This is a genomic window from Borrelia persica No12 (assembly GCF_000500045.1).
Lineage (GTDB): Bacteria > Spirochaetota > Spirochaetia > Borreliales > Borreliaceae > Borrelia > Borrelia persica.
In genome coordinates this window covers 48,870-70,636 of sequence record NZ_AYOT01000223.1, presented here as the reverse complement: position 1 = coordinate 70,636, position 21,767 = coordinate 48,870, and the positions used below count along the sequence as shown (strand labels likewise).

Here is a 21,767-nt window from a genome sequence, read left to right as displayed (position 1 = left end):
ACACCAACTACAAAATAATTCTCAGAATCTTTTTCTTGCCAATTCTAAGTTCAATTTCACCATTGATAAAATCATTCTTACTAAGGTAACAACTTTGATCTAATACCCTTACCTTATCTATATAAACTCCACCAGAATCAATAAGTCGCCTAGCCTCTGATTTACTAGACACAATTTTTGATAAAAACATCAAGTCAATTAATAAAATACCACCTTCTAAGTTAGTCAATGGCAATTTAAAGAAAGGAATATCAACTCTTCCTGTACCTCCTTTAAATGCCGCATTAGCTGCTGAGGATGCTTTTAAAGCCTCATCTTTACCATGAACAATCTTCGTTATCTGAAATGCCAAAATTTCTTTTGCATCATTTAATAAATGCCCCTTAAAACTTGATATACGTTCAATCTCTTCATCTTCTAAAAAAGTAAATAAATATAAAAATTTCTTAACATCCAAGTCTGGAATATTTCTAAAATATTGATAAAAATCATAAACACTATAAAGTTTTGAATCAAGATAAACAGCCCCTTTTTCTGATTTACCCATCTTCTTACCATCACTTCTTGTAATAAGTGGCAATGTAAGTCCAAAAACCTCTGTTCCCAACTTTTTCTTAACTAAATCAACACCTGAGACAATATTTCCCCACTGATCATCACCCCCAATCTGCAATTTACAATTTTTCATACAACTTAACATATAAAAATCGTACGACTGTAAAAGCTGGTAATTAAACTCAATAAATGAAAGACCATCTTTAAATCTTCTTTTGTAAGTTTCAAAACTTAACATACGATTAACAGAAAAGTAAATACCAATCTCTCTTAAAAACTCAATATAATTAATATTATCAAGCCACTCGGCATTATTAAGAATACTTCCACCACCACCAAAATCTATTATTCTAAATAACTGAGAACTTATTGTCTTAACATTTTCATCTATATCTTCTTTTGACAAAATCTTACGCATTGAATCCTTACCCGAAGGATCTCCTATTTTTGTAGTTCCACCACCAATTAAAGCAATTGGAATATGACCTTGTTTTTGGAGGTGCACCATTGCCATAAAAGGAATCAAGTGTCCAATATGCAAAGAAGTAGAAGTAGCATCAACCCCAACATAAAAAACTATCTTCTCTCTATCCATCAATGTACTTAAAGCTTCCAAATTGGTACACTGTTTTAAAAACCCTCTCTTTGCTAAAACTTTTAGGGCAATATTCATCTATTTGAAACTCCCCTGTAATTTAGGATTTCGGTTTTAATATATGAATACAATTCATCAACAGGAATCCTTGTTTGAGTCATAGTATCTCGATCCCTTAAAGTTGCAGTTCCATTTTTAATGGTATCATAATCGATTGTTACACAATAAGGTGTACCAATTTCATCTTGGCGTCTATAACGTTTACCTATTGTACCATTCTCATCATAAATCATGTAAAAATCATCACGAAATTGCATAAATACCTTTCTAGCAAGTTCAGGTAATCCATCTTTCTTTACTAAAGGAAGTATTGCAACCTTATAAGGAGCAATTTTAGGATGCAAACGTAAAACTATTCGTCTATCTCCTCCATCAAGTTCTTCATTAGAATAAGCATCACAAAGAGTCATCAATACACTTCTTGTAAGCCCAAGAGAAGTCTCAATTACATAAGGAACATACCTATCACCAGTTACCAAATCATGATATTCAAACAACTTAGGCTTACCACAAAATTTAGCATGCTGATTTAAATCATAATCACCCCTATTATGAATTCCCTCAATTTCTTGAAAACCAAATGGAAATTGATATTCAATATCAATTGCAGATTTAGCATAATGAGCAAGCTCATTATGATCATGAGCTTTAAGTCTAAGATTATCAAATTTTATTCCAAGAATATCTGTAAAAAAATGCATTCGCTTGTGTTGCCAATATAAATACCACTCATCCATCTGATCTGGATGTAAAAAAAACTGCATTTCCATCTGCTCAAATTCACAAACTCTAAATATAAAATTTTTTGCTATTATCTCATTCCTAAATGCCTTACCAACCTGCGCTATTCCAAACGGAATCTTAAGTCTTGTAGAATCTAATACATTACGAAAATTAACAAAAATACCCTGAGCAGTCTCTGGCCTTAAATAAATTTCACTAAGACTATCTTCAACAGCTCCAATATTAGTCTTAAACATCAAATTAAAACTTCGTGGCGCAGTAAAAGTTCCCATAGAACCACACTTGGGACATTCCTTAGATAAATCAATCAAATCTGTCCTAAATCTACTTTTACAATTTTTACAGTCAACCAATAATTCCACAAAATTATCAACATGTCCTGAGGCTTTCCAAACTTCAGGTCTCATCAATATAGTACTATCTAATCCCACAACATTTTCATGCAGGTAAACCATGCTTTTCCACCACTCTTCTTGTATGTTTTTCTTAATTTCAATACCTAAAGGCCCATAATCCCAAACACCTGATAGACCCCCATAAACTTCTGAAGATTGGAATACAAAACCTTTCCTCTTAGCAAGTGAAATAATATCTTCCATTTTATTCATATAAACATCCTACAAACTTAGTTTACAATTAATATTTTTTAAAAACTGCTGTGCTTGATTTATTCTATCAAAAACCTTAACTTCGCCAAGTAATTTCAAAGAATCAAAAAGAGGTGGTGATACCTTACTTCCAAGAACTGCAATTCTAATTGGCAGAAGAACCTCTCCTATCTTCAAATTATTCTCTCTAGCAAAATCATAAAAAATTTGTTCATTTTCAGACAATATTCTCGTTTCAAATCCTTCTAATATTGGCTTAATTTTTTCTAATAATAAATAGATATCATCCGCTGTTTTTTTCTTACCCAAAAACTCATCTAAATTCCAAGTTTCAATATTTTCATAAAAAAATCTAAGCATCCCCACAGCTTCACTAAGTTTTCTAATCCTTGGCTTTATTAGCGGAATTAAAAGCATCAATTCTTGTCTGTCACAAGTACTTATATTCTCTTTAATATAACCTGCTTTTTGCAAAAAAGGAATTAAGAGTTCGGCTAAGTCATGATCTTCCTTTTCTCTAATGTAATGACTATTAAAAAAATCCAATTTATTATAATCAAAAACTGCGGATGATTTATTGATCCTATCAATAGAAAACAATTTTTTAAGTTCATCTTTTGTAAAAAACTCACTCTTATCATCATAAGACCAACCAAGCAAGGTAATATAATTAATAATAGCCTCAGGAAGATATCCATCATCAATAAATTGCTTTAAAGCAGTAGCACCATGTCTCTTACTCAATTTTTGTCCATCACTTCCCATTACCATTGGAAGATGACAATAAATAGGGGGATTCCATCCAAAAGCATTATAAAGAAGCACATGCAAAGGCCCTGAAGAAACCCATTCTTGAGCTCTAAGTACATGTGAAATTTCCATTAAATGATCATCAACAACATTTGCAAGATGATAAGTTGGAAGCCCATCAGATTTTAAAATCACAGGATCAGGACTAATATCTTTATTTGCCCATGTAATTTTATCAAGCAAAATATCATTAAAAGAAGTCTCGCCATCAAAAGGAATTTTAAATCTAATAACGGGATTAATTCCTAAACGCAAAGCATCTTTAATTTCACTTTCGCTTAAATTCCTACAATGTCTATCATAACCTGGTGCCATCTTATTAATGGTTTGAATTTTTCTGATTCTCTCTAATCGATCAGGAGAACAATAACAATAATAAGCATTGCCCGATTCAATCAACTCTTTAGCATATTTTTGATACATTGCAGTCCTTTGCGACTGAACATAAGGAGCATAAGGACCTCCACAAATAGGACCTTCATCAAAATCAATACCAAGCCACGCTAAACTTTGATATAAATCTTCCTCTGCCTCCCTGTAATATCTAGTCTGGTCAGTATCCTCTACTCTAACCAAAAACTTCCCATTACAAGACTTAGCAAAAAAATAATTAAATAAAGCTGTTCTAATTCCCCCAATATGTTGCAAGCCAGTCGGAGAAGGTGCATATCTAACTCTTACATTCAAAACATAACCTCTTTTAATAAAAAATGTCCTTTTTTGAAATATCATAAATATAATAGAAAACTATAAAAAACAAACTTGAACCAAGTAATTTTGTATGTTCAATATTAAGTCTATCTTTACGTTTAAAATATTTATTTCTAATTTCAAGTCGTTTCTCTTCAATTAAATGATGCCCTAAATTTGATTTCTTAATAAGATAATAAAAATAAATTTTAAAAATAGAATCTCTTTTTAAAAGGTATTTTTTTAAAAAATCTATTTCATTACGCAATTTTTCATACTCTTCATCAACAATAGCATGCAGTGCAACGCAATATCTTACCCATTTGTTCTTACTATGTACATGATTCATAATCAAACTATAAGCTTTTTCTTGTTCCCTAAAACTAACACACATAGCATAAAGTTCTATTATTGTCTTACTACTCAATTTAGTATCTTTTAAATAAAGATAGATATCATCAAAACTTTTTTTATCTTGCTTTATTAAAGTAATTTTCAAAAGAAGAGAAATATCAAATACACTCTTAAGTGTCTTGCGAATTACTTTAAGTCTTAAAAAAGTATAAGTATTATCTACACTATTGAATATAGAATATAATCTTGAATACAAAAACTTAGAATAAACAAGATTAAAAACACATACAGACACAATAAAAGTTGCAATAAAGTATCTATTTAAAATAATAAAATCTACAAGATTAAAAAAATTAAAAATTCCTAATAAATAAAGAAAAAACAAAAAAGCACAAAAAAACACAACATTAAATATAAAAAGTATTCTGTCAACCATCAAAAAAATCTCTTATAATGAAGTTCAATTTTAAAATTACGTATACATGTAGTACTATTATACTAAATAGATAAGAAAATTAATAAATAATGTGCTTTACATATTTATTATTAAATCTTACGCTTAAGGAGACAAATGCAAATCTTTGACAATCTGGCAAAAGACGTAAAAAATTTCTCATACATACTAGAAAAAGATTTTCTAGTATGGCCTAGAAATTCATTATTACAACCTATCAACACTGAACTTATTGAAAAATGGGGACTTAAAAATATACTCAAAACAGAAAGAAATTTCTTTAATGAATCATCAATGCAGGAAACAAAAAAATTTATCAAAACTAATGAAGAATACGATGAAGAATGCATTGCCAATTATCATATACTAATAAGCAATTTAGAAGAAATATACGAAACCTGCAAAAAAAATAAAAAAATTTATTATCAAGATGTCATTCCCATTGTAAAAAAAGTAATGGAATTTTACAAAAAAACCCAACAAACATTTATCAAATATATGAAAATACCTAAGCTCCTATCTGATTATCATATTGTTCATTCAATCAATACTGCAATACTAACTGTAGCACTTGGCAATGAAATGAATTTAAATAATCATAAAACAGTTGAGCTTTGTACAACAGCTTTACTCCATAAAATAGGTTTTTTATTTATACCAGCAAGCATAAGTGAAAAGAAAGAAAAACTAAGTGACAAAGAATTTGAAATAATAAAAAAATATCCCGTACTTAGTCATAAAATAATTTCAACCACTAATTTTTCACGATCTATCTGTTTAGCAATACTCACACATAAAGAAAATTTAGATGGATCAGGATACCCCAATAAACTTAAAAGCGAACAAATTAACATTGAAGCCAATATAATAGGTACTGCCAGTGCATATAGTGCAATCCTTTTAGATAGGATATATAAAAGCGCCTCAAGCTCTGGTGCATCTCTTATTGAACTCATACAAGATGCTGACAAAAAATTTGATAAACGGGTTTTAAAATTAATAATTAAAGTTTTATCTCAATGTCCCCTAGATTTCATAGTCGAACTTAACGACAATTCAATTGCTAAAATCATTAAAATTAACGAAATTAATATTAATGTTCCATACATAAAATACATAATCAAAGATGGAAAAATCATACCTCCTGATGACAATCAAAACTATGTTAAATCCATACCCAAAACAGAAACGGGAATAAAAAAAATACTAAGACAAGATGAAATAGAACTTATTATAAAAAAATATGGTTTAAAAGAAATATAAAGGAGAAAAACATGATTTTAATAACATCTGCAATGGATGAAGAAGCAAGAGAAATACATAAGATTATTGAAAACAAAGAAGAAATTATAGTAGATGATTACATAGGTAAGAAGAAAATTTATAAAGGAAAAATTGAAGGACGAGAAATAATATCTTTAACTACCGGCATTGGAAAAGTAAACGCCACCATGTGGAATAGCTATATTATAGCAAAATACAAAATTACCCACATAATCAACTCAGGAACTGCTGGAGGACTGCAAGAATCTCCAAATATTAAAATATCAGATATCATAGTATCATCACAAACAGCATTTCATGATTTCAACTTGACTCAATTTGGCCATAAAATAGGACAAGTACCAGGCTTCCCACAAAAATTCAAGTCAGATGAAACCTTACTTAAAAGCGTTGTCAATATTATCAAAGACAAGCTTACAAATATTAATGTACATATTGGTTTAATACTTACAGGAGATCAATTTATTGAAGATGAACAACAATTAGCAAAAATTAAAAATGACTTTATAGATGCTTTGGCCGTAGAAATGGAAGGTGCAGCAATTGCCCAAGTAGCACACACATTCAACATACCATTTATTGTCACTCGTGCAATATCTGACTTTCCAAGCAACAAAAATAATCACATGGATTTCAATAAATTCCTACAAAATGCATCAATAAATTCAGCTAAAATGGTAAAAGAACTAATTAAGTGCATATAATATGTAAGGTAATAATATGAATAATAACAATTTAACATCAACATCTGAAGCCGTATCTGAAGGACATCCTGATAAAATTGCCGATCAAATTTCTGATGCTATACTTGATGAAATGCTTAAAAAAGACAAAATGGCAAAAGTAGCATGCGAAACTTTAGTATCACAAAATTTAATAGTCATAGCAGGCGAAATAAATAGTAAAGCAAAAAAAGATATCGATATCAAAGAAATTGCAAAACAAACAATAAAAAATATTGGATACACAAATATCGAATATGGACTTGACTACAAATCTGCCACAATCATTGATGCTATTGGTTCTCAATCAGTTGATATTACAAATGCAGTCGAGAAAAAAAATACAAAGGATATAGGAGCGGGGGATCAAGGGATAATTTTTGGTTATGCATGCAATGAGACTGAAAATTTTTTACCCATAGCATACGAATTGTCTAATTTAATATTAAAAGAAGCAAGTAAACTTAGAAAATCAGAAGAAATTAAATGGTTACGACCGGATGCAAAATCCCAAGTAACCATTGAATATGACTCTAATAAAAATCCCATCAAAGTCAATAACATTGTTGTATCTCATCAACATGATCCTGACATTCCTTACGATTTTTTAAAGCAGACGATTGTTGAAAAGATTATAAAACCTGTTTTAAAGAGCAGATCAATGTTTGATACTAATATCAAATATTATATCAACCCTTCAGGCAATTTCGTAATAGGTGGCCCTACTGGAGATACGGGCCTTACAGGAAGAAAAATTATTGCTGATAGCTATGGCGGATTTGCAAGACACGGTGGTGGTGCTTACAGCGGCAAAGACGCTACTAAGGTTGACAGATCAGCAGCTTATATGGCAAGATATATCGCCAAAAACATGGTAGCAGCAGGTATTTCTCGAGAATTTGAAATGCAACTTGCATATGCCATTGGAATCTCTAATCCAATATCTATTAAAATAACTACAGGAATTAATGATAATGAATATGAAAAGAAAATATTAGATTTTATAATAAATAACTTTGACCTAACTCCTAGTGGAATAATTAAAAAATTAAATTTAAGAGAACCCATATACTCTAAAACATGCACATACGGACATTTTGGAAAGAATGAGTTAGAATGGGAAAAATTAGATTTCGTAGACATAATAAAAAAGGAGTTCAAAATATGAATAAAATATCAAGTTTTACAATTGACCACACAAAATTACAACCTGGCATATATATCTCAAGAAAAGATGTATTTGAAAATTTAACACTAACTACCATAGATATTAGAATGAAAGCCCCCAATAAAGAACCCGTAATGAACAATGCAGAAATTCATACAATTGAACACATAGGAGCAACGCTACTGAGAAACAATAAAGTATGGGGAGATAAAATAATATACTTTGGACCAATGGGTTGTAGAACTGGCTTTTATCTAATACTTTTTGGTGATTATGAAAGCAAAGATTTAATTGATTTAATATCTTGGCTTTTTCATGAAATAGTAAGTTTTCAAGGAAATGTCACAGGTGCAACTGAAAAAGAATGTGGCAATTACCAAGATCACAACTTAAACATGGCAAAATATGAATCTAATAAGTATTTAGAAACACTAGAAAACATCAAAAAGGAAAATCTAATTTATCCTTAATACATTTTAACATTAATGTTATAACAACAATGCCATATCATTTATAAAACTCATAGTACATGACAAAATATTTTAAATATTCTGAACTATTTTTTTGGACAAATCTAAAAATTCATCTCCTGAAAGCTCAATACTGCTATTTCTTTTAAAACCTAAATTATCACCCTGAAATCTTGGAATTACATGAAAATGAGTATGAAAAATCACTTGTCCTGCATCAGAACCAATAGCACTGTAAATATTAATTCCCTGACAAATACTTAAATCCAATTTTTTTAAAGAGCATGCTATTTTTTTACAAACTCCTAATATTCGTCCATTAATTTCATCACTCATATCCAAAGCATCATTGCTATGTTGTTTTGGAATAACAAGAGTATGTCCAATATTTAAAGGATTAATATCAAGAAAAGCAAGTATTAAATTGTCCTCATAAACCTTATAACATGACACTTCATTTTTTACTATTTTACAAAAAATACAATCACTCAAAATTGCCTCCAAATTAATTTTATTTTAATGATCATTAAACTATTACTATTAAAAATTATTATTAAAAATGATTTGCCAATACCAATTTTGCTATATTAAAATAAGCAATTAAGGTCACAACATCGGCAACAGTAGTAATTAAAGGCCCAGCCATCAAAGCCGGATCGATTTTTACAAGCTTAGCTAAAATAGGCAACAGACCTCCCAATATTTTTGCCACCATCAAACCAATCATCAAACATGCAGAGACAACAAAAGCTATTCTAAATCTTTCATTATGTTCAGGAATTACAAAAAATACAATTCTTAAAAAATTAATACTAGCAAGAATCAAACCAACTAAAACACTTACACATATTTCCTTAAATAACACTTTAAAAAAATCCCTTACCTTAAGAGTTCCAAGAGCAAGCTCACGAATAATTAATACAGATGCTTGAGAACCAGCATTACCAGAAGTATCCATTAAGAGCGGAATAAAACTAGTTAGAATAACTAAAGATAAAACTAAATTTTGATAATTAGTAATTATAGTAGCAGTAAGAGTAGAAGATATCATAAGAACTAAAAGCCAAATTATCCTATTTTTTGTCATATCAAAAATAGAAGTATCAAGATAAGATTTACCCAAAGGCGTAACCGCAGCCATTATTTGAAAATCTTCGGTATTTAAATTTTGAATTACTTCAAGCATATCATCAATAATAATGACTCCTATCATTCGCCCCTCATTATCAACAACAGGAACACTGGAGATATCATGATTTTGAAAAAGAAGAGCAACATCTTCTTTTTCATCACTAACTTTTACAATATAAAATCCACTATTTTTCATTATTGCAGAAATAACAACATCATCACTAGATAACATCAAATCTTCAATCTTAACAACACCCTTTAATCGTTTCTCTTCATCTGTAATATAGTAGGTATAAATATCTTCTTTGGTTTTTGCAACCTTTCTAATATAATCAAGAGCTTCTCTAACACGAAAATGATCTTTAAGCTCAATATATTCTATAGTTACAATTGAACCAGCAGAATCATCACTATAAGATAAAAACTTATTAATGATCTCTCTATTCTCTTCAGTAGAACTTGCCAAAAATCTTTGTACAACATTTGCCGGTACTTCTTCTAAGAGATCAATCACATCATCAAGATTTAATTCATCCACCATTTCTCTGATTTCTCTATTTGTAAAAGAATTGGCCAATTTATTTTTTGTAACCTGATCAAAATTAGAAAAAGCCTCAACGGCAACTTTTTTGGGAAGAAACCTATAAATTAAAATCAAATCAGAACCACTAAGCTCTTTTAAAGCTTCACTAATATCAAAAGCATCGTATTTTAAAAGCTCTTCCTTTATATCAGAATATTTCTTTTCTTTAAGCAAGGTTTTTAAAAATACAACATCGATCATATCAATATCTCCAAGATTTCAATTTAAAGTAAATGTTTACCTAACCTATTAATTAAAGTTTATCTAAAAGCATTGAACATCTACCTGAAGGTATAGGTAGAGTCTTCTCCTTTTTGTTTAATATGTTTATTGTAAAGTAATAAAGCTTTTCAGATTCCATTTTGATCTCCCATCCTCTCTTTCCCTTATTACATATAATTGTGGTCTGATTTTTCTTAAGTGACAAACTCTCTATTCCCATAACTTCAAGAGCAGGAATATTCCAATAAACCGTCTTATCTGGCAAACTAATTGTAAGTCCAATAATATTTTCTATCATAAGGCTAATACTAAAAATCGCAAGATAACAAATAACATCTTTTTCTGGAAGAATTTTTTTTTCAATATCAACATATGCAGGCCCCTCTTTCATTGGCTTATATGCTTCCCAAACATGTCCCTTAACTTTACCATCTGGTAATAAAGTATCTAAGATATAATACAAATGTCTTATGGTAAACTCTCTTGCTATATTTGCACGTCTGCAATATTCAAGTCCCTTAATTACAAAAAAATTCATATAAGTATAAACAGAACCATAATACCCATTTCCATCCAAATTAAAGTTAGGCTCATTAACTGAAAGAGTAGGAAAAGGATTCGGCGTTCCAAAGTGTTCATGACTCTTTAGATATAAAACCATTCTCTCAATTCTATCTTCACTTGGAATCTCAGAGAGAAGTGGCAAAAATCCTACTATTGTCTTAAGTCTAATAATATTTTCATTACTATCTAGATCATAATAAAAACCATCTCTCTCATCCCACATCAACGAATTAATCTTAGCCTTAAGAGAAAAAAACCTTTTCTTATATTCCAATGACAAACTCTTATCATTTAGTATATCTGCTAACTTGGCAATACAATATGCACTATGCACCTGAAATGAATTGAAATCTATAGGATAACATACATTAGTTCTCGGAGAATTTTTATAAAAAATTTTATTCACATCAATTGAATAAAGACCGTTTGATTTTAAAAACTTTTTTTCTATCCATTTATAGTACTTATCAAGAACTGGCAAAACATCATAAATACGCCTTTTATTGCCTGTTTTATGATATAAATTATACTCAACCCAAGCAAAAATTGGGAATCCAATACCATCATCATTACCATCCAAATGAACAATATTATTATTGTGATCATAACGCGATCTAATTGCACCAGACGATTCTTGAAGTTCATAAAATTTATCAATAGTAGATGTGGGAGAATATTCCCCATTACTGTAAACAAGAAAAAAGCTTGAAAGACAAGCTTGCAGTTGATCTATAAACTCAAGATTTTCAGAAAAATAGTTTTTATCCTTTTTACCTTTTTCCAAAGATTGTGAAAAAACAATTTTGTCTCGAATCCAAGAAAGACTCTTATTGTAAATATCAATAAAATCCTGATCGTAATAATAAATTTTGGGAAATACACTCTTATTCAATGCTAAAACCTCTGAAAAACATATATCAATCGACTCCTATCTATTATACATTAATTATAATAATAAAATGAGATTTAAAACCAAAAATTTTAGTGTTAAACATAAATTAAAAGTTAAGCAATATCTAATTAAAACAAGTTACTACTCGTTAAATAAATTACAATAATTAAAATTGCAAAAAACAAATTGATACATTTAAGACAAAAAAATTTAGTCACTAAAAACATACACCCAAATTGATGGGTTACTGTAAAAATATTCAAATAAATTCTTTAATAATCAATCAAAATTCGTATTAATTAAAAAATATTTTTGAAATCTATGATAAGTATCTTTATTATTTGGAACCACAATTTTACCATTAATGATCTTTTCAGAAATTTCATCTAATTCCTTTTCAAGCTTAAAAGAAATTTTTTTAGGGTTTTTAACAAAATCTATCAAACCCTCTTTTAACCCATAATTTAATAATCGTCCTCCTTCAAAAGCTCTAGTTTTCAAATAATTAGACATAAGAATACTTATGATTCTTCCAATATCTTTAATAGAAGATGTAATAACATGTTCAGGTGCAAGATGCGACTGATCCTGATCAACTCCAATAACATAATGTCCATCTCCAAATTTCTTTGCAGCCTCAATAACCCCAAGTCCAGATAAACCAGAAGCATGATAAATAATGTCTACGCCACCCACATACATCTCATTTGCCAGTATCTCTCCACGCTTAGCATCAACAAAACTGCCAATATATCTATTATCAATACTAATATTACGATTAGCATAAATAACACCAGCCTCGTATCCATACCTAAATGCATTAATAATTACATCATCCATTCCACCTAAAAACCCAATCTTACCCGTATTAGATATTTTAGCAGCAATATAACCTACTAAAAATGCTCCTTCCTCTGATCTAAAAGTTATGGCCGACAAATTTTTAGGAATGCTTAAATCAGTATTATATACAGGATCAATAACCACATATTTAATTCCTGGATTTTCCAAAGCAACACTAACAGCCACATCACTAAACCTATATCCAATTAACCAGATAAAATTAGAACCATTTATTTTAAGTAAATTTAAATCAGATAAATAAGAATTTGCACTGGATTCTTTTACAATTATCTCTAATCCCAATTCCTTTTTCACTTTTTGAATGCCATTCCAAGCACTTTCATTAAAAGACTCATCATTAAAAAGACCATCCAGTAAGACAGCAACTTTAATAGTCCCACCATCAACTTCAGAAGCAGAACACGAAAAATACAAAAAACATAAAATTAAAAATAAATTTATCACACATATCTCCCTTTTTCAGCAAAGTCAATCTAACGCAATTCCTAATCTATAATTAAAGTTTATTATCTTAATTTAAATAGATCAAATTCATGTTCAGTAACAGGAACAATAATTTCCTTATTAATTATTTTATTTTGAAGTTTTGTAAGAGCATCAATTAAATCACTATCAAGAACACTAGGATCCTTAACAATATCTATAAAATTTTCCTTAATTCCCACACTAATGACTTTACCACCATGAAATTTATGACCTTTTATAATATCTATCGAATTTTCATATATTGCTTTTCCAACATCCTTTATTACAGAAGTTATAACATGACCAGGTGCAAGATGTGATTGATCCTTATTAACCCCAATGATATAATGACCATCTCCAAGTTCCTTTGCAGCTATAAACATACCAAGTGAAGCAGGACCCATTACAGGAAAAATAACATCAATATCATCTTCAGTGTACATATACTCAGCAAACAATTTGCCAGAAACTTCATTAACATCATCTAACATTCTCTTTAAAATAACTCTTGTTTTAGGATTTGCATAAAATGCTCCTGCTTTAAATCCAACCCAAAATCTTTCAACATAATCTACACGAACACCTGTTACAAATCCGATCCTATTACTCTTACTCTTCTTAGAAGCCAAATATCCAGCCAAAAATGCTCCTTCCTCTGATCTAAAATTAATAGCTAAAAAATTTTTAGAAATTAAAACATCATCATAATGAAAAGGATCGATAATTCCATAAAAAATATTCGGATTTTCGTGAACAAATCTTATAACAGGCTCTGAGAAATGAGCACTAATAAACCAAACAAAATTGGCTCCCTCCTTTTGTAGTGAATAAACATCTTTTGATAACACTTCATCAGCAGTCATTATCCTTTCTCCCTCAACAGAATAAGAAGGTGTAGTAACTTTGGAAATAAAATTAATTCCAAATTCATCTTTGACACGAACGGCACCCTCAAAAGAAGTTTGTAAATATCCATTATCATCAAAATTACCCAAAGCTACCATTCCCATAACTACACGCTCATTAATATTATTAGAACTATTTAAAAAATTACTTTTTGAATTAAAACAAGACATGAATAATAAAAAAAACAAAAAAATAAAACATAAGCCTCTACACATAGCTTGTCCTCTCCTCATATAATACAACCTTTTTAATTATTTTCGATTTCTTAATAAAAACTTATAAACTATTAACAAGAAATAAGTTATAAGCATTAAAATTTAATCAACACATGAAAACAAATCAGAAATCAAACATTAATGGAATGAAACCTCTTCTCCCTAAGAAAAGAATTAATTTAATAGATATGAATTTAAAAATTCATTATATTTTTCAAAATCATTTGGCACCGTAAAAGAATTGTCAATTATCTTCTTTTCTATAATTTCAATCTCAGTTTGAAGTTCATCTTTAATCTTAACACTACTCTTAACAATGCTAACAGCATTATCTTTAAGTCCCAATTTCAATACCTTACCACCATCAAAATTATTCGTTTTTAAATAATTTTTTGTTACCTCATAAATAGAATTTCCAACATTCTTAACAACCGATGTCAATACGTAATCAGGAGCAAGATAAGACTGATCCTGATCAACTCCAATAATATAATGTCCATCTCCAAGTTCTTTTACAATCTCAATGACACCAAGACCTGCAAGCCCTGCTGCTACAAAGATGATATCAACATTATCTTTGTACATTTTTACAGCAATAGTCCTAGCTAAGAAGACATCTACAAAAGATCCCAAATATTGAGAATCCAATTTAATATCTTTATTTGCATATTTAACACCAGCTTCATACCCATATCTAAATGCATTGATAACTGTACTATTAATTCCACCTAAAAACCCCACTTTACCTGTTTTAGATGTCTTAGCAGCAAGATACCCGGCCAAAAATGAAGCCTCTTCAACTTTAAATGAGATACCAAGCAAATTATCAGGAATATTGGCATCATCTTCATAGACAACATCAATAGCCCCATAATGAACATTTTGATTAAGCATAGCAGACTGACCAATAGCCTCTTTAAGCCTAAAACCAACTCCCCAAATAATATCAGAACCTTTATCTTTAAGATTTTCCAGATCACCAGCATAAGTAATACTTGTTGAAGCTTTTCCAACAATCTCAGCTCCAAATTCCCCTTCTAATATCTTAGCACCTCTCAAAGCATCTTCACCAAATGATTTATCATCAAAAGTACCATCAACTATTAAAGAGATTACCGGTTTTTTTGAAGCATCAAAAATAGATGATTTCTTACTACATCCTAAAAAAATTAATACCACCAAAATTAACAACACAAATTTATTTATAAAATTATTCATAAAGCAAAATCCCTCACCTAATATTAATTCTGGTGTAAATAATTAGTAATGAAATTATCATAGGATATTTCATCTTTAGGAACTTTAATCTCATTACTAATGATTTTTTCTTTAATCTCTAATAAAAAATCAGATTTCTTGATTAAATCTAAATTTATTGTTTCATTAAAAATCAAATCAAGTGCTCCATCTTTAAGTCCAAACTCTAAATTTCCACCCTGCCACTTACCAAGTTTTAAATAAGATCTTGTTAAATCGCAAATAACTGCATCAACTCGCTTAACATATGATACAAGTACATTGTCAGGAGCAAGATAATACTGATCCTGATCAACTCCGATAATATAATGTCCAAGCCCAAGTTCTTTTGCAACCTCAATAGCACCAAGACCTGAGAGACCTGCTGCTGCAAATATAACATCAACCCCAAACGAATACATTTTACTTGCCATTGAGCGTCCAAGTGAGAGATCAGAGAATGTTCCTACGTACTGAGAACTTACTTCAATATCTCTATTTGCATACTTAGCACCAGCTTCATATCCATATTTAAACGCATCAAGAACAACACCTTCTATTCCACCTAAAAACCCAATTTTACCTGTTTTAGATATTTTAGCCGCAAGATATCCAACTAAAAACGCTCCTTCCTCTGATCTAAAATTTATACTTACCAAATTTTGGGGCAACTTAACATCTTCTAAGTAAGAACCCTCAATAATTCCATAATTTAAATCGGAATTTTCAAGAGATTTACGTAAAAATATATCTGAAAACTTAAAACCAACCCCCCAGATTAAACTTGAACCACCTTCTTCTAAACTTACAATATCAGATAAATAATCAGAAGCTCTGGACTCTTTTTGAATTACATTAACCTTAAATTCTTCCTTAATTTGAGTCATTGCCTTAGAAGAACTTTCATTAAAACCCTTATCATCAAAAGTTCCATCAACAATAACAGAAACAGTATTAGAGAATGAAACTTTATCTTGTGAATCCGAACAACTTAAGATGAGTAAAAACAAAACAACCTTTCTTAACATAATACATAAACCTCCGGCCACCTCTACTGAAGCTCAAACAAAGCACAAAATAAGAATACAGGAAAAATCAATCTATTGTTATATTACCATCTATAATGTGTAAAAGCTTTGTTTGCATCTGCCATTCTATGAGTATCTTCCTTCTTTTTACAAGCAGCACCCGTCGAATTGTAAGAATTAATAAGTTCATTTGCTAATTTTTCTTGCATCGATTTTCCACTAGCTTTTCTGGCAGCTGTGATAATCCACTTTATTGCCAAAGCCTCACGTCTTTCCTCTCTAACTTCAACTGGAACTTGATAAGTAGAACCACCAACTCTCCTACTTCGAACCTCTACTAAAGGTTTAACATTGTCTAAAGCTTTTTTAAAAGCAGCAAGCTTATCAACCTCTTCAAGTTTCTCTGCAAGAACATCAATTGAATTATAAACTATAGATTCACTAACAGATTTTTTTCCATCATACATCATTCTATTTACGAATTTAACAATTAATGGAGAATTATACTTAGAATCTGTAAAGACTTTTTTCTTAATTTTTTTACTTTTTCGTGACATTCAATTTATACCTCTTAAGCCTTTGGTTTCTTAGTCCCATACTTAGAACGACCTTTCTTTCGATTATTAACGCCAAGAGTATCTTTAGCTCCTCTGATTATATGATATCTAACACCTGGCAAATCCTTAACTCGTCCACCTCTAATTAGAACAGCTGAATGCTCCTGTAAATTATGACCAATCCCTGGAATATAAGCTGTTACTTCAAACCCATTTGAAAGCCTAACACGAGCCACCTTTCTTAAAGCTGAATTGGGTTTTTTAGGAGTAACTGTCATTACACGAGTACAAATTCCTCTTTTTTGAGGACAATTCTGAAGCGCAGGAGACGCTGTCTTTTCTTTTTGACTTTTTCTTGGCTTCCTAATTAGTTGATTAATTGTAGGCATCTATGCTCCCTTTTTCCTAATTTTACCAGTAAATGGTATCAAATATATGATTTATTTTCAAGTTACAAATTAGAGCTCGAATTTTCTCTCACCCTCACTCTTTTATACAAATTCATTCCTGTTCCTGTAGGAATCAAATGACCAATAACAACGTTTTCTTTAAGACCTTTAAGATCATCAATACTACCAGAAATTGATGCATCTGTTAACACTTTAGTTGTTTCCTGGAAAGAAGCAGCTGAAATAAATGAATCAATATTAAGAGATGCTTTTGTTATTCCAATAAGAATTGGACTAGCTACCGCAGGCTCACCACCTTGCTCAATTACCCTTTTATTTTGTTCATAAAAAGCATGCTTATCTACTTTTTGATTATAAACAAAATTAGTATCACCCACAGAAACAATCTTAACTTTTTTCATCATCTGTTTAATAATAACACCAATATGCTTATCATTAATACTTACACCTTGTTTTCGATAAACATCTTGAATTTCCGCCAATAAAAATTCTTGCAAACTAATTCCACCAAGAATCTCAAGAACATCATGAGGATTAATTCTTCCATCACAAAGCATATCTCCAGCTTTAACAACGTCTCCATCTCTAACTAAGAGATGTTTTCCAGCAGGAATATAATGTTTATGTTCAACGCCATATTCATCTAAAACATTAATAAGTCTTTTACCTTTTTGAATTGCCTTAAATTGCACAACCCCACTTACTTTGGCCATTTCAGTTAAGTTTTTAGGAATTCTTGTTTCAAACAAATCATTAACCCTAGGAAGACCACCCGTAATATCTTGAGTTTTCTCAGATCCTTTAGAAAGCTTAGCAATGATATCTCCTATATTAATATCTTGCCCATCTTCAACTTGCAAATAAGCATCTCCAGGCAAAACATAAGATGCAGCCTCAACCCCTCTATCGTTAATAACTAAAATTCTAGGATCAAGAGATTCAAAAACTTGGTCTGTAATTCTTTTTTCAATATTTCCTGTCTCAAGATTGATTTCTTCCTTAAGAGTTGTCCCCAAAATAATATCTTTAAACTTAACTTTTCCTTTAACTTCAGCAATAATTGGTTCTGCAAATGGATCAAATGTTCCAATGACACGTCCAGCCTCAACATAATCGCCCACATTTATTTCAAGTATTGTCCCAACTTTTAGAGAAACTTCTTGTTCTTCAGAAACAATCATCAACTTTTTATCTCTAATCTTAATATAACCAATATGAGATGATAATATTTCAACTCCATTTTTATTGACAAACAAAGGCATTCCCTTAATTACTTTTTGAGAATCTGAAACCTTAAGTTCCTTCACTTCCTTAATATATTCCTCATAAATTACATTTATCACTTTTAAGATTCCCTTTCTTGTAAAAAGCAATCCGCCATCAACTTGTACATTAAAACCTTCAAGCCCATTAAGAATAAAGGCATTCTTAAATGCAATCTTATCATCTTCACTACCAGCTTGTGCAACTCCTCCAATATGGAAAGTTCTCATAGTAAGCTGTGTTCCTGGCTGACCTATTGACTGTGCAGCTATAATTCCAACAGCCTCTCCAATATTCACAGGTTTATTATTTGAAAAATCTCGTCCATAACATTTTTGACAAACCCCATGCTCAGCCTCACAAGTTAAAACAGATCTAATGATAAGTTTATCAATACCAACCGTTTCTAATAATTGTATTTTAGCCTCTGTAATCTCTTCATTTACATCTAAAATAATCTCTCCAGTAATAGGACTTTTAATTCGTTCAATTGAATAACTCCCAACGGCTTTTTCTCGTAAAGGTTCAACTATTTCTTCACCATTTTTTAAAGCTTCAACTTTTATACCATTAATAGTTCCGCAATCTTCTATTCTAACAACAACGTCTTGTGCAATATCTACCAATCGTCGTGTTAAGTATCCAGCATCTGCCGTCTTAAGAGCAGTATCTGCAAGCCCTTTTCTTGCACCATTTGTAGATATAAAAAATTCTATTACGGAAAGTCCTTCCTTAAAGTTAGAAATAATTGGAAGTTCAATAATATCACCCGATGTCTTAGCCATCAATCCTCGCATTCCTGCAAGCTGTCTTATTTGATTTCTACTACCACGAGCACCAGAATCAGCCATCATGTAAATCACATTAAATCCATCTCTATCTTTTTTAAGAATTTCCATCATTTTATTAGTAAGCTCTTCATTTGTCTTTGACCAAACAGAAACAACGTTGTTATATCTCTCTTCACCAGTAATAACACCTTTAGTATAATCATTTTGTATTTTTGCAATCTCTCTATTAGCCTTCTCCACATATATTTTTTTCTCTTCAGGAACAATAATATCACTCATACTTATTGTACAGCCAAACTTAGTAGCATACTTAAATCCAAGTTCTTTAATAATATCCAACATCTCAATTACAATAGAAGATCCACAAGTAACATAAACTTCAGAAATCAAAACTTGTAATTCATAATCACTAAGAGTCTTATTGACAAAAGAAATTTTTTCTGGCAATGCCTCACTAAATACAACACGTCCTGCCGTAGTCTCTACATATTCACCATCAACCTTCACATAAATTCGCGCATTATAATCCAAGCTTCTATTATTGATTGCAAGAAGAACATGATTAAAATTAGAAAACTTACGCCCCTCTCCCACCACGTTCCGTCTCTCCATAGTCAAGTAATAGAGACCCAACACAATATCTTGAGATGGGAATACTATAGGATGTCCATTTGCAGGATTTAACAAATTATTGGTTGACAACATCAAAGCCCAACTCTCAGTCTGTGCTGCAGGAGTTAAAGGAACATGAACAGCCATCTGATCACCATCAAAATCGGCATTATATGCATGACAAACAAGAGGATGTAATTTAATGGCCTTTCCTTCAACTAAAACTGGTTCAAAAGCCTGTATTCCCAATCTGTGAAGCGTTGGAGCTCTATTTAGAAGTACAGGATGCTCTTTAATAACATTATCTAAAATTTGCCATACTTCATCTACTTCTTGTTCAATTAAGCTTTTAGCTCTTTTTATATTAAATACTGATTCACTCTCAATTAATTTTCTAATAACAAATGGCTTAAAAAGTTCAAGGGCCATTTTTGCAGGAATACCACACTGATGAAGCTTAAGTTCAGGCCCAACAACAATAACCGAACGACCAGAATAATCAACTCTCTTTCCAAGAAGGTTTTGTCTAAATCTACCTTGTTTACCTTTTAATGCATCAGATAGAGACTTAAGAGGTCTATTAGACGTTCCCTTTACAACCTTTCTTTTATGTGAATTATCCAAAAGAGAGTCAACCGATTCTTGAAGCATTCTCTTTTCATTTCTAACAATAATCTCAGGAGCATTAAGAAGTAAAAGTTTTCTTAATCGATTATTTCTATTTATTACCCTTCTATAGAGATCATTTAAATCAGAAGTTGCAAATCTGCCACCATCAAGTTGAACCATAGGTCTAATTTCTGGCGGAATAACAGGAAGAACATCCATAATCATCCATTCCGGTTTATTGCCAGAAACTTTAAAATTCTCAATAATCTCAAGACGTCTTAAGAGTTTTTTATCGGTCTTATCATCTTTATCAATCATCTGAAGTCTAAGTTTAGATGAAAGCTCATCGAGATCAAGATTTTCAAGTAAAGTTTTAATTGCCTCAGCACCCATTGAAGCACTAAAAGACATTCCATATCTTTCTTTTGCTTCAGAATATTCATCTTCATTTAAAAGTTGCATCTTTTTAAGGTCAGTATCACCTGGTTCAATAACAATATATTTTTCATAATAAAGAATAGAATTCAAATTAGAAGCCGTAATATCAAGCAAGAGACCAATTCTAGAAGGAATATATTTATAATACCAGATATGAGCAACAGGAGCTGACAACTCAATATGTCCCATCCTCTCACGTCTAACTTTAAAATGAGTCACTTCAACATTACAACGATCACAAATAATGCCTTTGTATCTTATCGACTTAAATTTTCCACAATAACATTCCCATTCTTTAGTCGTACCAAAAATTCGCTCACAAAAAAGACCATCTTTTTCAGGTCTTAAAGTTCTGTAATTAATGGTCTCAGATTTTTTAACCTCTCCATAAGACCAACTTCTAATTTGATCGGGAGATGCTATCTTTATTCTTATCTTTTCAAAATCTTTTATCTCTTTCATAAAAT

Annotated in this window: 18 protein-coding genes; 4 read left to right on the top strand and 14 right to left on the bottom strand. The window is 30.6% G+C overall.

Features of this window, described 5'->3' with window-relative positions; translation table 11 throughout:
* Nucleotides 1-7: 7 nt before the first annotated feature.
* From tyrS to U881_RS0107960, 4 genes are read right to left on the bottom strand one after another with little or no spacing between them, the layout of a single operon-like run.
* Nucleotides 8-1,228, bottom strand: a complete 1,221-nt coding sequence (tyrS, locus tag U881_RS0107975; RefSeq protein ID WP_024653902.1) for a tyrosine--tRNA ligase — start codon at nucleotides 1,226-1,228, stop codon at nucleotides 8-10.
* A complete protein-coding gene (locus U881_RS0107970) occupies nucleotides 1,225-2,562 on the bottom strand; it encodes a glycine--tRNA ligase (protein ID WP_024653901.1) in 1,338 nt (445 codons plus the stop codon). Before U881_RS0107970 ends, tyrS begins: the two co-directional genes overlap by 4 nt.
* A gap of 9 nt (nucleotides 2,563-2,571) precedes the next feature.
* Nucleotides 2,572-4,104 (bottom strand): glutamate--tRNA ligase, encoded by a 1,533-nt coding sequence (gene gltX, locus U881_RS0107965; RefSeq protein ID WP_152520714.1) that lies wholly within the window; start codon nucleotides 4,102-4,104, stop codon nucleotides 2,572-2,574.
* Entirely contained in the window at nucleotides 4,073-4,852 is a 780-nt protein-coding gene (locus U881_RS0107960; RefSeq protein ID WP_024653899.1) for a hypothetical protein, read from the bottom strand. The genes gltX and U881_RS0107960 overlap by 32 nt, the downstream gene beginning before the upstream one ends.
* A 135-nt stretch (nucleotides 4,853-4,987) precedes the next feature.
* Here U881_RS0107960 and U881_RS0107955 point away from each other — a divergent pair, with 135 nt between their 5' ends.
* The 4 genes from U881_RS0107955 to U881_RS0107940 are packed head-to-tail and all read left to right on the top strand — an operon-like array spanning nucleotide 4,988 to nucleotide 8,514.
* Nucleotides 4,988-6,133 (top strand): HD-GYP domain-containing protein, encoded by a 1,146-nt coding sequence (locus tag U881_RS0107955; protein WP_024653898.1) that lies wholly within the window; start codon nucleotides 4,988-4,990, stop codon nucleotides 6,131-6,133.
* 11 nt (nucleotides 6,134-6,144) lie between these two features.
* Complete coding sequence (locus U881_RS0107950) at nucleotides 6,145-6,858, top strand: 5'-methylthioadenosine/adenosylhomocysteine nucleosidase (protein WP_024653897.1); 714 nt, start codon at nucleotides 6,145-6,147, stop codon at nucleotides 6,856-6,858.
* Nucleotides 6,859-6,874: 16 nt separating this feature from the next.
* Complete coding sequence (gene metK, locus U881_RS0107945) at nucleotides 6,875-8,044, top strand: methionine adenosyltransferase (RefSeq protein ID WP_024653896.1); 1,170 nt, start codon at nucleotides 6,875-6,877, stop codon at nucleotides 8,042-8,044.
* Nucleotides 8,041-8,514 carry an S-ribosylhomocysteine lyase gene (locus U881_RS0107940; protein WP_024653895.1) on the top strand — a complete coding sequence of 158 codons (474 nt, stop codon included), beginning with the start codon at nucleotides 8,041-8,043 and terminating at the stop codon, nucleotides 8,512-8,514. Before metK ends, U881_RS0107940 begins: the two co-directional genes overlap by 4 nt.
* 72 nt (nucleotides 8,515-8,586) lie before the next feature.
* On the opposite strand, the gene U881_RS0107935 is transcribed toward U881_RS0107940, so the two are convergent.
* The 10 genes from U881_RS0107935 to rpoC form a co-directional block, all read right to left on the bottom strand.
* Nucleotides 8,587-9,006: an HIT family protein gene (locus tag U881_RS0107935; RefSeq protein WP_024653894.1), complete on the bottom strand. Its 420-nt coding sequence runs from the start codon at nucleotides 9,004-9,006 to the stop codon at nucleotides 8,587-8,589.
* Between the two features lie 61 nt (nucleotides 9,007-9,067).
* Complete coding sequence (gene mgtE, locus U881_RS0107930; protein ID WP_024653893.1) at nucleotides 9,068-10,429, bottom strand: magnesium transporter; 1,362 nt, start codon at nucleotides 10,427-10,429, stop codon at nucleotides 9,068-9,070.
* Nucleotides 10,430-10,481: 52 nt separating this feature from the next.
* Nucleotides 10,482-11,906, bottom strand: a complete 1,425-nt coding sequence (locus U881_RS0107925; protein WP_024653892.1) for an MGH1-like glycoside hydrolase domain-containing protein — start codon at nucleotides 11,904-11,906, stop codon at nucleotides 10,482-10,484.
* A 279-nt stretch (nucleotides 11,907-12,185) separates the two neighbouring features.
* Nucleotides 12,186-13,214 (bottom strand): BMP family ABC transporter substrate-binding protein, encoded by a 1,029-nt coding sequence (locus U881_RS0107920; protein WP_024653891.1) that lies wholly within the window; start codon nucleotides 13,212-13,214, stop codon nucleotides 12,186-12,188.
* A 62-nt stretch (nucleotides 13,215-13,276) separates the two neighbouring features.
* Nucleotides 13,277-14,356 (bottom strand): BMP family ABC transporter substrate-binding protein, encoded by a 1,080-nt coding sequence (locus tag U881_RS0107915; RefSeq protein WP_024653890.1) that lies wholly within the window; start codon nucleotides 14,354-14,356, stop codon nucleotides 13,277-13,279.
* Nucleotides 14,357-14,530: 174 nt separating this feature from the next.
* Nucleotides 14,531-15,562 carry a BMP family ABC transporter substrate-binding protein gene (locus U881_RS0107910; protein WP_024653889.1) on the bottom strand — a complete coding sequence of 344 codons (1,032 nt, stop codon included), beginning with the start codon at nucleotides 15,560-15,562 and terminating at the stop codon, nucleotides 14,531-14,533.
* A gap of 35 nt (nucleotides 15,563-15,597) precedes the next feature.
* The gene (locus U881_RS0107905) at nucleotides 15,598-16,620 is read right to left on the bottom strand and encodes a BMP family lipoprotein (protein WP_024653888.1); all 1,023 of its coding nucleotides are present in this window, start codon (nucleotides 16,618-16,620) and stop codon (nucleotides 15,598-15,600) included.
* Between the two features lie 83 nt (nucleotides 16,621-16,703).
* Nucleotides 16,704-17,177 (bottom strand): 30S ribosomal protein S7, encoded by a 474-nt coding sequence (rpsG, locus tag U881_RS0107900; RefSeq protein ID WP_024653887.1) that lies wholly within the window; start codon nucleotides 17,175-17,177, stop codon nucleotides 16,704-16,706.
* Nucleotides 17,178-17,191: 14 nt separating this feature from the next.
* Nucleotides 17,192-17,566 (bottom strand): 30S ribosomal protein S12, encoded by a 375-nt coding sequence (gene rpsL / locus U881_RS0107895; protein ID WP_024653886.1) that lies wholly within the window; start codon nucleotides 17,564-17,566, stop codon nucleotides 17,192-17,194.
* A 62-nt stretch (nucleotides 17,567-17,628) separates the two neighbouring features.
* Nucleotides 17,629-21,762 (bottom strand): DNA-directed RNA polymerase subunit beta', encoded by a 4,134-nt coding sequence (rpoC, locus tag U881_RS0107890; protein ID WP_024653885.1) that lies wholly within the window; start codon nucleotides 21,760-21,762, stop codon nucleotides 17,629-17,631.
* Between the last annotated feature and the right edge of the window lie 5 nt (nucleotides 21,763-21,767).

Coding starts and splice junctions, on each gene's coding strand:
- tyrS (WP_024653902.1), bottom strand. CDS start 1,228: ATGAATATTGCCCTAAAAGTTTTAGCAAAGAGAGGGTTTTTAAAACAG.
- U881_RS0107970 (WP_024653901.1), bottom strand. CDS start 2,562: ATGAATAAAATGGAAGATATTATTTCACTTGCTAAGAGGAAAGGTTTT.
- gltX (WP_152520714.1), bottom strand. CDS start 4,104: ATGATATTTCAAAAAAGGACATTTTTTATTAAAAGAGGTTATGTTTTG.
- U881_RS0107960 (WP_024653899.1), bottom strand. CDS start 4,852: ATGGTTGACAGAATACTTTTTATATTTAATGTTGTGTTTTTTTGTGCT.
- U881_RS0107955 (WP_024653898.1), top strand. CDS start 4,988: ATGCAAATCTTTGACAATCTGGCAAAAGACGTAAAAAATTTCTCATAC.
- U881_RS0107950 (WP_024653897.1), top strand. CDS start 6,145: ATGATTTTAATAACATCTGCAATGGATGAAGAAGCAAGAGAAATACAT.
- metK (WP_024653896.1), top strand. CDS start 6,875: ATGAATAATAACAATTTAACATCAACATCTGAAGCCGTATCTGAAGGA.
- U881_RS0107940 (WP_024653895.1), top strand. CDS start 8,041: ATGAATAAAATATCAAGTTTTACAATTGACCACACAAAATTACAACCT.
- mgtE (WP_024653893.1), bottom strand. CDS start 10,429: ATGATCGATGTTGTATTTTTAAAAACCTTGCTTAAAGAAAAGAAATAT.
- U881_RS0107915 (WP_024653890.1), bottom strand. CDS start 14,356: ATGTGTAGAGGCTTATGTTTTATTTTTTTGTTTTTTTTATTATTCATG.
- U881_RS0107905 (WP_024653888.1), bottom strand. CDS start 16,620: ATGTTAAGAAAGGTTGTTTTGTTTTTACTCATCTTAAGTTGTTCGGAT.
- rpsG (WP_024653887.1), bottom strand. CDS start 17,177: ATGTCACGAAAAAGTAAAAAAATTAAGAAAAAAGTCTTTACAGATTCT.
- rpsL (WP_024653886.1), bottom strand. CDS start 17,566: ATGCCTACAATTAATCAACTAATTAGGAAGCCAAGAAAAAGTCAAAAA.
- rpoC (WP_024653885.1), bottom strand. CDS start 21,762: ATGAAAGAGATAAAAGATTTTGAAAAGATAAGAATAAAGATAGCATCT.